A 12,227-nucleotide genomic window follows, 5' to 3' on the forward strand; every position below is an offset into this window, starting at 1 on the left:
ATTATCGGCTATTTACCCGATATTTTAATTTATCGGCTATTTACCAGATATTCTGATTTATCGGCTAATCACCCGATATTCAACTTTATCGGGTAATTAGCCGATATACTGCCAAAACTTATCGCCCAGTTCATTGTTTACTACTCATGGCATTAATCGAATTTACCAAAAGAGGTATTTACTGTAAGCAGGGTGATTTCTATGTAGATCCCTGGTGGCCTGTAGATTATGCCGTAACAACTCACGGACACAGCGATCACGTACGTTTCGGTAATAAGCATTATCTATGCCATACACTTACTAAACCCATCATTAAACGGCGGATTAGCGAAGATTTGGATGTAGAAACACTAAACTACGGAGAAAGCATAGTTAGAAATGGCGTAAATATATCTTTTTATCCTGCTGGTCATATTATCGGTTCTGCACAGGTTCGGTTGGAATATAAGGGAGAAATTTGTGTAATTTCAGGAGATTATAAAACCGAAGACGATGGTATCAGTGATGTTTTCGAGCCTGTAAAGTGTCACTCATTTGTGTCTGAAAGTACCTTTGGTTTACCTGTTTATAAATGGCAGAAACAAAATATTGTATTTGATAAAATCAAAAACTGGGTAACTGACAACATTAACCAACAGAAAACAAGTGTACTCATTGCCTATAGTTTAGGTAAAGCCCAGCGGTTAATTAAAAACCTCTCGGGCGATGTACCCATTTATGTTCATAACAGCATTGCCAACCTGAATGAGGTCATTATCCATGCAGGTGTTAACTTGCCTGAAACCATAAGAATTACCCCGGAGACAACCAAAGATGAACTGCAAAAAGGAATCGTAATTGTTCCTCCTGCCATGAGAGATAGTCGCTGGATTAAAAACCTGTCTCATCCGGTTACCGGAATTTGTTCGGGTTGGATGCAGGTGCGTGCACACCGCCGATGGCAAAGTGCTGATGCCGGATTTGCATTGAGCGACCACGCAGACTGGACCGGTTTGATAGCAGCCATTGGTGCAACCGGAGCAGAAAAAGTATATGTTACACATGGTTTTACAGCCGCATTCAGCCGTTATTTAAATGATAATGGCATCGAGTCAGAGGAGGTGATGACTAAATTTGGGCAGGAGGATGATGAAGAGGATAAGGACTTAGCAATGCAAAGCGAAAACCCAAAGATATGAAGCGTTTTGCACAACTCATCCAGCAGCTCGAACTGAGCAATAAAACCAACGATAAAATTGCGTCATTGGTAGATTATTTCAATTATGCCGACGACAGAGATAAGATTTGGGTGATTGCTTTATTCACAGGGAAGAAACCCCGGCGTCCAATTAAATCTGCATTAATAAAATATTGGGCAATTGAAATGACGCAAACTCCCGAATGGCTATTCTCAGAAAGTTATTCTAACGTGGGCGACTTAAGTGAAACAATCGCACTGCTCCTTCCCCCGGCTGAGCATACTTCGGATTTTCAATTACATAAGTGGATTGAAGATCTGCATAATCTGGAGGGTAAAGACGATGAAGCAAAAAAGACATTTATCCTGAACGCCTGGAACACACTCGAAACCCAGGAACGGTTTATCTTCAATAAACTAATCTCAGGAAATTTCAGGATTGGCGTATCAAATAAAATGCTGGTAAACGCACTTGCAAAACAAAGCAATCTGGATAGCGCACAAATCATGCACAGCATCATGGGCAAATGGAACCCTTACGAAATTACTTTCAGTGAACTTATAAATGGCGTCCATGTAAATACAGATAATTCATGGCCCTATCCTTTTTGCTTAGCTTATGCTTTAGAACAAGAACCAGAAAAATTAGGTGATATTTCAGAGTGGCAGGCAGAATGGAAATGGGATGGCATCAGGGGGCAAATTGTTAAACGCAATGGCGAATTATTTATATGGTCGAGAGGCGAAGAGCTGGTAACGGAACAGTTCCCTGAACTCCACTTTCTAATGGATATTTTGCCTGATGGAGTAGTTCTCGATGGAGAGATACTCGCCGTTCAGGATAAACAGGTATTATCATTCAGCACTTTGCAACAAAGATTAAACCGAAAAACCATCAGTAAAAGACAACTGGAAGAAGCACCTATAGGTTTTTTTGTATACGATATTTTAGAATATGAAACCGTTGATTTCCGTGAACAGCCACTTAGTGAAAGAAGAAGAATTCTGGAACAGCTGATTGGCAGCTTGGCAAAAAGCGCAGTTATCCTTTCACCCGTGATCACCTGTAAAACCTGGGAAGAATTAGCAGAGCAAAGGAAAACATCACGCGAGATTAATAGCGAGGGAATTATGCTCAAGAAATTAAGCTCACATTATCATAGTGGCCGTAAACGTGGCGACTGGTGGAAATGGAAAGTAAACCCATACACAGTGGATGCAGTAATGATTTATGCTCAGAAAGGTAGCGGCCGCAGGGCAAATTTCTTTACCGATTATACTTTTGCGGTTCGCGATGGTGAAAACCTGGTCACCATCGCAAAAGCATATTCTGGATTAACAGATAAAGAGATTAAGGAAGTCAACGCTTTTGTAACCAGGAATGCCATCGAAAAATTCGGCCCGGTCAGAACCGTTAAGCCTGAACTTGTTTTTGAAATTGCATTTGAAGGAATTGCTGAAAGCAAACGTCACAAAGCCGGATTAGCGCTGCGCTTTCCGAGAATTTTGCGTTGGAGAAAAGACAAAAAAGCCGCTGAAATCAATACCCTGGACGACCTGAAGCAACTGCTGGAATCAACATTATAGTTTCCAGTTTCATTCCCATTAATTACGGCAATATTAATAAATAATAGTAATTTCTACCCCTACATGGATCAAACCAAAACCAAAGGCTATAAAACAATTAAGCAATGGCTTAAAGCCAATGGTCGCAAACCATTTAAATTTCAGGAAGATGCCTGGCAGAATTACCTGAACGGCTATAGTGGACTGGTAAATGCGCCTACAGGTTTCGGTAAAACGTTCTCTCTGTTTTTGGCTGTAGTGATAGAAGCATTAAATGCCTCCGAAGCCAGCAATAAAAAGGCAAAAGACCGGCTTCAACTGATCTGGATTACCCCTCTCCGTTCACTGGCCAAAGATATTGCCAGAGCCATGCGCGAAACATTGCTGGAAATTGAACTGGATTGGCACGTTGGGGTAAGAAACGGAGATACGTCACAGGCTGAAAAAGTACAGCAAAAAAAGTCAATGCCAGAAATCTTATTGATTACACCTGAAAGTTTGCATTTACTACTGGCACAAAAAGGCTCATCAACTTTATTTAAAAATCTTAAATGTATTGTTGCTGATGAGTGGCACGAATTATTGGGAAGCAAACGGGGTGTACTCGTTGAGCTTGCTGTATCCAGAATTAAAGGCTTGCAAAAGCTCGAAAAAAATCAGTTTTTAAGGGTTTGGGGAATTTCAGCAACAATTGGAAATATAGAAGAAGCTTTAGATGTTCTGGAGCCGGATACCAGAGCTAAAAGGATTATTGTTAAAGCTGATCTGGAAAAGAAAATTCTGATAAAATCAATCCTTCCTGATGATATTGAAACACTGCCCTGGGCCGGACATCTTGGCTTAAAGCTCGCCTACAAATTATTGCCGATTATTGAGAAAAGCAAAACCACCTTGATTTTCATCAATACCCGCGGACAATCAGAAATGTGGTATCAGCATTTGCTTAACCTGGAGCCTGAACTGGCAGGAAGAATTGCCATTCATCACGGATCTATTGACTTCGAACTGCGAAACTGGATAGAAGATGCACTACATTCCGGTCAGTTAAAAGCCGTAATTGCCACCTCATCACTCGACTTAGGTGTAGATTTTAAACCGGTAGATACCGTTGTACAGGTAGGTTCACCAAAAGGTGTGGCCAGATTTCTTCAGCGTGCCGGAAGGTCAGGCCACTCCCCTCACGAAGTTTCAAAAATATACTTTTTACCTACCCATGCTTTAGAACTGGTAGAAGCAGCAGCCATTAAAGAAGCAGCAGTAACCAATAATATTGAAAGCCGCGAACCATTTATCATGACTTTCGATACACTGGTGCAATATCTGGTAAGCCTGGCCATTGGCGATGGCTTCGATGATAAAGTGATCTATGAAGAAATCAAAAATACACATGCATTTAAGCTTATTCTACCTGAAGAATGGACATGGGTAATGCAGTTCATCACGTCAGGTGGCGATAGTCTAAGTGCTTACAATGAATTTAAAAAAGTTACCAGGGATGATGATGGCTTATGGAAAGTAAAAAGCCGGCAACTGGCTATGCGGCACCGTTTGCATATTGGAACTATCGTGAGCGATGCCATGCTGAAAGTAAAATTTCTCTCGGGCGGTTATATTGGAATGGTGGAGGAATATTTCGTTACCCGCTTAAAAGCCGGTGATAATTTCCGGCTGGCTGGTAGGGTGCTTGAATTTGTACAGGTTAAAGATATGACTGTAATTGTACGGGTAAGCAAACAGAAAAATGCAATCTCTCCTAGCTGGAACGGTGGACGTTTGCCCCTGTCATCTAACCTTGGCTCTGTTTTACGAAAAAAATACAATGAAGCTTTAGATAAAACACATCAGGATGAAGAATTAGACTCCGTTTATCCCCTGTTCTTATTGCAGGAAAAGCGTTCTCACGTCCCCCGTAACGACGAATTATTGATCGAATTGATTAATAATAAGGAAGGTTTTCACCTGTTTGCCTATCCCTTCGAAGGACGTCTGGTACACGAGGTGCTCGCAGCCCTCGTGGCATACCGGCTAAGTAAACTCCTGCCTATAAGTTTTTCAATAGCCATGAATGATTATGGGTTCGAACTTTTAAGCGACATTGAAATACCAATGGACGATGCTATTGCCTATGATGTGTTTTCGCCGAAGAATCTCACAGAAGATATTACCCTGAGCATTAATTCAACAGAAATGGCCAGGCGAAAATTCCGCGATATCGCCTGTATTTCAGGATTGGTGTTTCAAGGGTATCCGGGTAAATATGTAGCCAACAAACACCTCCAGTCATCGGCAGGTTTGTTTTTCAATGTTTTTAGTGATTATGATAAACATAATTTACTTTTGCGCCAGGCCTACGATGAAGTTTTTTACCAGCAGCTCGAAGAGCCTCGTTTAGCTGCTGCACTTGAGCGGATCCAAAATGCCACAATAGTGATCACGAATCCAGAAAGCTTCACGCCGCTATCATTCCCGATTAAGGTGGATAGCTTACGTGAAAATATGAGTTCGGAAGAATTAGAGCAAAGAATTGCCCGCATGAAAGCTGAATCAGAAAAATTTAAATAAGATAAGAACCTATTAATGACCATTACAAGCCACGGCGAAGAACTGATTTTAGACAAAGAAAGGGCTTTATACTTACCTCAGCATCAATTATTAGCCATTAGCGACTTACACCTCGGGAAGTCTGCCCACTTCCGGTCTGCCGGGGTTCAGGTGCCTGCAACTATTGCTCAAAATGACTTAGTCAGACTAGGATTACTTATTGAAGCCTACAAACCTGAAACCTTGCTGATTAACGGAGATATGTTTCATCATGGTTTAAACAGTGATATTGATGCGTTCTCCGAATGGAGAATACAATATAACGAACTAAACTTTTTGTTGGTCAAAGGAAATCATGATCGCCTGGCGAATGCCGACTATGCTTCAATGCGAATCGATATCCACGAGCCCAGTTACTGTCTGGGCCCTTTCTGCTTTATACACGATGCACCTAAATGTACCGACGAGGAATTATATCCAATAAGCGGACACATTCATCCTGGGGTAACCATAGTAGGTAAGGCCAAACAAAGACTAAAATTTCCTTGTTTTTATTTTGGAAGCAGTTATGCTGTTCTTCCAGCCTTTAGTACCTTCACAGGTCTTTATAACATTTATCCTAAAACGAATGAACAAATTTTTGCTGTAACGCCAAATCAGGTTGTCGAAGTTTAATGGAGATTTGATTAAATCTCCCTGTTGATGTCCCAGGCTTCCAGGTAATCAGCAACCCTACGCACAAACATCCCTCCCAGCGATCCGTCTACTACCCTGTGGTCATAAGATAATGAAAGGAACATCATATGTCGGATTGCAATCACATCGCCCTGTTCAGTTTCCAGAACCGCAGGCTTCTTTTTAATGGCACCAACAGCCAGAATAGCAACCTGAGGCTGGTTGATTATCGGTGTACCCATGATATTTCCAAAAGATCCCACATTTGTTAAAGTAAATGTACCGCCTTGTGTCTCATCTGGTTTTAATTTAGAATTACGTGCCCTGCCTGCAAGGTCGTTTACCGCTTTGGTCAACCCGATCAGATTAAGCTGATCTGCATTTCTAATTACAGGCACAATCAAATTACCACTTGGTAAGGCAGCCGCCATACCGATATTGATATCACGTTTTTTAATGATCTGAGTTCCGTTAACGGAAACATTAACCATTGGAAAATCCTTTATAGCCCTGGCAACCGCTTCAACGAAAATAGGTGTAAAAGTGATCTTTTCATTTTCGCGTTTTTCGAAACTGTTTTTTACTTTATTACGCCATAAAACCATGTTGGTTACATCAGCTTCAACAAATGAGGTGACATGTGGAGAAGTGGTTTTACTCATTACCATGTGGTCGGCAATAAGTTTACGCATCCTGTCCATTTCAATGATTTCATCCCCTCCCGATACTGAAGTTGTCGATGCTTTGCCAGATGCAGGTGTCGGAACAGGAACTGCTTGTTCAGCTAGAGGCGGAGCAGGAGCCTGAAGCGTTACAGTGGCAACCTTTGCAGGCTTATCGCCAGCTCTATTGGCTATATAATTTAATAAATCATCTTTATTTAATCTTCCATCAGCACCAGAACCCCTTATCGTATCCAGTTCTGCCACCGGAATATTTTCCTGCGAAGCAATACTTTTAACTAAGGGAGAATAAAATCTTTCAGATGATATAAAGTCGGCTGACACCGCCTGCTCTTCCGCAACCGGTAACTGTGCAATACCTGGTATGGGCTCAGCTTTTTCTTCAACAGCAGGAGTCTGCTCTGCAGGAACCTCTTCATTAACTGCTTCAGGTACGTCTGTTTCTATAACTGCAATCACCTCACCTACCTGTGCAACATCATTTTCACTAAATAATTGTTTTACCAATTTACCGGCAACAGGCGACGGAACTTCTGAGTCTACCTTATCAGTAGCAATTTCCAGAATCGTGTCATCTAAATCAATAGAATCGCCGATTTGCTTTACCCATTTAATTACAGTTGCCTCTGCAACACTTTCACCCATTTTTGGTAACAATAATTCGTATTGAGCCATATTAAATTACAGTATTTGGTATTGGTAAGGCTGTAAAAATACAGTTTTTATTCTTTGTGTAAGTCTTCTTTAAGTAGATTTAATAGCATTGCCAACGCCGAGGAAGCCGAACGCTCGATATTCTGAATGCGTTTATTGCTGAAATTAAACACTTTAGCAATTGTTTTATCTTTCGATGAAACTGCAATCCAGACTGTCCCAACAGGTTTCTCTTCGGTACCGCCATCAGGTCCGGCAATGCCACTTACTGCGATCGAATAATCTGTCTTAAATTGTTTAATAGCCCCTTCCGCCATTTCGGTAACCGTTTCTTCACTAACCGCACCAAAAGTATCAAGAGTACTTTGTTTCACACCTAAAATTGATTCCTTCAGCTCATAAGCATAGGCTACTGCCCCGCCCCAGAAAACCGATGAACAGCCAGGATGCTGGGTAATCAGATGCGCAATGTAGCCACCCGTACAGCTCTCTGCTGTTGATAAGGTTAAACCTTCATGCTTCATCATATTAATGATCGCTTTTTCCAAAGGGATATCCTCATCTGCAACTACATACTTCCTTACCCTGGTCATGATTTGCTGGGCATAAGCCTCAACTTCAGCTATTAAAATGGCTTCTGAATCGCCTTTTGCAGATAAACGTAACCGCACCTGCCCCAATTTAGGCAGATAAGCAAGCTTAATGTGCACCGGTAAAGCATCCTCAATATCTTCAATTTCTTTGGCGAGGAATGACTCACCGATATTAGCAGTAAGAATGGTTTTATGAACAATAAATGGCAACTTAAATCTCGATTTAATCCTGGGCAGAATTTCGTCGTCCATCAGGTACATCATCTCATATGGTACTCCGGGCATAGAAACAAAAATTTTGTCGTTTTGCTCAAACCACATACAGGGTGCGGTTCCGTTTCTGTTTACAATCACTTCACATCCATCAGGAACATCTGCCTGCTGGGCATTGATATCCAGAAGCGGACGGTTATATTTCCTGAAAATAGAAGTGACCATTTCCAGGGCACCTTCATCACGCCGGAAACCCATTCCGAAATATTTTGCCAGCGTCTTTTTGGTAATATCGTCTTTCGTAGGCCCCAGCCCGCCGGTAATTAAAATAATGTCCGCACGCTTTTCAGCATCTGCTAAAGTTTGCAGAATGTGCTGTTCATCGTCAGAAACTGAGGTAACCTGTTTAACAGATACACCAATCAAATTCAGCTGATGAGCCATCCAGGCAGAATTCGTGTCAACAATCTGGCCTATGAGTATTTCATCGCCAATGGTTATAATTTCGGCTAACATAAATTTATTGTAAGGTGCTGTAGAAACCTTGTCTTTTGCTCAGTTTCAAATCCTGCAAAATAGAAGCTTTAACTTTTATCGTTACAGAGTAACTTTTGTAGGCGCCGTAAGGCACCCAGTTCACACTCATATCCCAGCAATGCAAATCCCTGTAGATAGCAAGGTTCATTGGCGTTAAGGCACTTTGTTTAAAATCGTAGCCGGAATTAAAAGTTACCTTCCACTTTGGCGTAAGATTTAAATCTCCGTTAAAATTCAATGTGTTCGATAAGGTGGTCGTGTTTCCATCATTACTGTATTGAAAACTATAAGAGAAGGAGAAATTCCATGGAATATTAAAATCCACAAAAGCATTCGGATCCCGGCTAATAGCAGCCAGTTGTTCGGATTGAATATCGTTTAGTCCTTTTTTATTTGCCGCATCACCCAGTTTGTCATTGGCTTCATTTTTTCGCTTTAAAGCTTCCGGGTTCAGGCTATAATCAAACGAGAAACCAAAATTGGCCAGACGTGGAAGAAATTTCCCTGCCTGAAAGAAATAGCGATCCCTTCTGATCAGTAAACCCGTGCCTAAGGTATCTGGTCCCAATGCATAGGGATCCAGAGTACCACTATAGTTGATACCCAGTTTATCGGTAAATTGCGAACGGCCACTGAAACCGATGTTAGAAAGTTTATAGGAGGTAGCAAGAAAATTGTATGATCCGCTAAAGCTAAGGCCTTGTATAATCGGAATCTTTTTTGATCCAGTACCAGTAGTATCATTTTTCGATCTTACCTTTAACTCTACCGTATTGTCTAAACTGAAGCCAATCGAGGCGTTTTTACTTCCAAATGAACCCGCTTGAGCCATACCTTCAAAGATAGAATAGGTTAATGGTAAACCGTTTGTTCTGATCTGATTACCGGTTTGATCTATCGCAGATAAATAGGGTCCGGTACCAGGTTGCGTAAAATCAGGCGAATAACTGAGTGAAACACTTGGCGTCATTACGTGCCTCATGGCCTGTATCTTCGCGGCCGGATTAAAATCACGGCGACCGTAAATTTTCGTCGAAAGACTAGTTGAGAGGTTATAACTACCTGCGCGTCTGAAACCGCTTAAAGTGTCTTGTCTGTAGGTATAGGTGCCATCGGCAAAGGAAGTATATTTCCGCTCGATATGTTGAAAGTTCCATACCTCATTGTAAGTTCCTCCTAAACTAAAGTTCAGGTATTTCAAAGCGGTGAATGACATGTTCACGGGAATACTATGCGATACACCACTCCGAAGTCTTTTCAATCCGTCATTGCTAAAGAGCAAACTATCGTAGGTGTCTATCTTGTTTGTTCCCTGTAAACTATAACCAACAGTAATTTTCTGATACCATTTCTGCTCGCCAACCCTTTTCTTTGAATCAAAGGGATTAAAGGTTGGAACGTTAAATGTCACTTCTGGTAATCGTACTGAAATCGCACCGGTACTGATCGTTTGATCGGTGGATGCACCTACCGAATAGTTCATTCCATTGGCGTAAGACTTTGCGTAGTTGATGCTACTTGATGTTGTAGCTGTTGCAATTGCCGCCTGGTCATACGTTGTTCCTGCTGCAGTATTTTTATAATAGCTATTACGCCCTGTTGAAACCAGTCTTACCGAAGCACTGAAGGTAGTACCGGGATTTGCATTAGCATTCTGATTATGGCTCCAGTTGATGCTGAAGTTTTTGGTAGGATTGGCAAATGCTTCGGTGCCTTCCAGTCCGTCTTTGAAGCTGGCGTAAGCCAGATTGATGTTGCCGCTGTATTTATACCTTTTAGTGTAATTACTCAATATACTGGTTTCATAAGAACCATTGGTATAGATGGAACCCAGAAGTTTAGCATCCCAATAGTCATTCAAACCAAGGTAATAGCCCCCCTGCTGTAAAAAGAATCCCCTTGTCGCATCCTCCCCGGGCGTAGGTAAAATAAAGCCCGACGTTCGTTTATTTGGCTTGGGGAAAAACGCAAATGGCAAACCAAAAAAGGTAGGTACATCTTCAAAAATTAAGTATACAGGACCTGTGATAATCTGCTTTTCTGTCACCACCCCTTTCGATATCATTAAACCAAAGTGCGGGTGCGGCAGGTTACAGGTACTGTACATCACATTTTTAACATGAAGCTCGTCATCAATCTGCTTTTTACTCTGTCCTCCGGAGAAGAATCCCCCCTCTTGCTCTGAAAATACCCCATAAACTTTTGCACGTGTGGTGGTAGAATTATAAAAAATAGAATCAGCAATGGCCGTGCCCTCAGCACCGGATTTGAAAATCGGCCTCCCCGTATATTTGCCCGATTTCGGGTCTTTCACTCCGCTGGCAAAAATGGTATTGTTCTTCTGATCGTATTTAATATAGGCAGCATCCAGTTCGAAATCGCCATAAATGACACGGGCATTGCCATATAAGTAAATGATATTTTTAGCTTTATTCATTTTGATGGAGTCGTCAGCTTTATACTCTACCTTTTGATCAAGGCTGCTGTTATTCGGCGTAACTTTTTTAGTGGTATCCTTTTTAGTTGTGTCTTGTTGAATAACCTGTTGCAATGAAAAGTTAGAAAATGCGTTTGCTTTACCAACAGCATGTGTTAATAAAATGACAGAAATTAGTAAAATAGAGCTCTTAAGAAGTTTCAAATTCGTATTTGAATGTTATTTTTGCACAAATGTTTAATCAAAAACGTTCAAAATTAGTGAAAAATATACCATTGATGTATCTTAAATCCATTTTAACATTTATTATTTGTTTAGCTTTATTCAACAGTATTGATAATCAAGCTTTTGCACAGGATTACAAAATCAAAACAATTGTTATTGATGCCGGCCACGGTGGTAAAGATGGGGCTACACATGGCGTTTATTCCAAGGAAAAAGATGTGGCCTTAAAAACTGCGCTGAATCTGGGAAAAGCGCTTCAAGATAGCCTCAAAGACATCAAAGTGATCTATACCAGGCAAACTGATGTTTTTATTCCGCTTTATGAGCGTATTAACATTGCCAACAATGCCAAAGCCGATTTATTCATATCCATTCACCTTAACGACATGCCTGTCCGTGTTTCAAGAGTTGTAGATTACTATAAAAAAGTAAAAGGCAGAAAAGTTCCGGTATATACTACGGTTACTTCTAAAAGTACATCCACCCGTGGAACGGAAACTTTTGTTTCGGGAACAGGACGTATGAGTGAGCAAGATGAAGTGATAAAAAGGGAAAATGCTTCCATGTTTCTGGAAGACAACTACCAGAAAAACTATGAGGGTTTTATTGCAAACACTCCTGAAAACGACATCATGATCTCGTTAATGAAACAAACGAACAGGGATAGAAGCCTGAAGTTTGCCTCTATGTTACAACAGGAATATGTTAACGCCGGCAGGATAAACCGCGGTGTTCAGGAGAAAAGCCTGGCCGTACTGGCAAGAGCCTCAATGCCCGCTGTGTTAACCGAAATCGGTTTTGTAAGCAATCCTGATGAGGAGGACTATATGAGTTCTCCGGAGGGACAAAATGAAATTGTAGGTGGTATCATCAAAGCGATTAAAAATTACAGGCGTATTGCTGAAACTTCTTTCTAAATATAAATA

At 41.1% G+C, this 12,227-nt stretch carries 8 protein-coding genes; 5 read left to right on the forward strand and 3 right to left on the reverse strand.

Annotated features, from left to right (window positions below):
* The first annotated feature begins 146 nt into the window (after positions 1 to 146).
* The 4 genes from R2Q80_RS09755 (at position 147) to pdeM (ending at position 5,959) form a co-directional block, all read left to right on the forward strand.
* Positions 147 to 1,178 carry a ligase-associated DNA damage response exonuclease gene (locus tag R2Q80_RS09755; protein ID WP_316799418.1) on the forward strand — a complete coding sequence of 344 codons (1,032 nt, stop codon included), beginning with the start codon at positions 147 to 149 and terminating at the stop codon, positions 1,176 to 1,178.
* The gene (locus tag R2Q80_RS09760; protein ID WP_316799419.1) at positions 1,175 to 2,764 is read left to right on the forward strand and encodes an ATP-dependent DNA ligase; all 1,590 of its coding nucleotides are present in this window, start codon (positions 1,175 to 1,177) and stop codon (positions 2,762 to 2,764) included. Before R2Q80_RS09755 ends, R2Q80_RS09760 begins: the two co-directional genes overlap by 4 nt.
* 63 nt (positions 2,765 to 2,827) lie before the next feature.
* Positions 2,828 to 5,305 (forward strand): ligase-associated DNA damage response DEXH box helicase, encoded by a 2,478-nt coding sequence (locus R2Q80_RS09765; protein WP_316799420.1) that lies wholly within the window; start codon positions 2,828 to 2,830, stop codon positions 5,303 to 5,305.
* Between the two features lie 15 nt (positions 5,306 to 5,320).
* Entirely contained in the window at positions 5,321 to 5,959 is a 639-nt protein-coding gene (gene pdeM, locus R2Q80_RS09770) for a ligase-associated DNA damage response endonuclease PdeM (RefSeq protein ID WP_316799421.1), read from the forward strand.
* An 11-nt stretch (positions 5,960 to 5,970) separates the two neighbouring features.
* Here pdeM and R2Q80_RS09775 read toward each other — a convergent pair whose 3' ends face one another.
* The 3 genes from R2Q80_RS09775 to R2Q80_RS09785 are packed head-to-tail and all read right to left on the reverse strand — an operon-like array spanning position 5,971 to position 11,280.
* On the reverse strand, positions 5,971 to 7,317 hold the full coding sequence (locus R2Q80_RS09775) for a dihydrolipoamide acetyltransferase family protein (RefSeq protein WP_316799422.1): 1,347 nt from the start codon (positions 7,315 to 7,317) through the stop codon (positions 5,971 to 5,973).
* Positions 7,318 to 7,364: 47 nt separating this feature from the next.
* The gene (locus R2Q80_RS09780; RefSeq protein WP_316799423.1) at positions 7,365 to 8,618 is read right to left on the reverse strand and encodes a competence/damage-inducible protein A; all 1,254 of its coding nucleotides are present in this window, start codon (positions 8,616 to 8,618) and stop codon (positions 7,365 to 7,367) included.
* Positions 8,619 to 8,622: 4 nt separating this feature from the next.
* The gene (locus R2Q80_RS09785) at positions 8,623 to 11,280 is read right to left on the reverse strand and encodes a putative LPS assembly protein LptD (protein WP_316799424.1); all 2,658 of its coding nucleotides are present in this window, start codon (positions 11,278 to 11,280) and stop codon (positions 8,623 to 8,625) included.
* A 74-nt stretch (positions 11,281 to 11,354) separates the two neighbouring features.
* Between R2Q80_RS09785 and R2Q80_RS09790 the strand changes: the two genes are divergently transcribed.
* A complete protein-coding gene (locus R2Q80_RS09790) occupies positions 11,355 to 12,218 on the forward strand; it encodes an N-acetylmuramoyl-L-alanine amidase (RefSeq protein ID WP_316799826.1) in 864 nt (287 codons plus the stop codon).
* Positions 12,219 to 12,227 lie beyond the last annotated feature (9 nt).

The sequence above is a fragment of the Pedobacter frigidisoli genome, from assembly GCF_032678525.1.
Classification (GTDB): domain Bacteria; phylum Bacteroidota; class Bacteroidia; order Sphingobacteriales; family Sphingobacteriaceae; genus Pedobacter; species Pedobacter frigidisoli_A.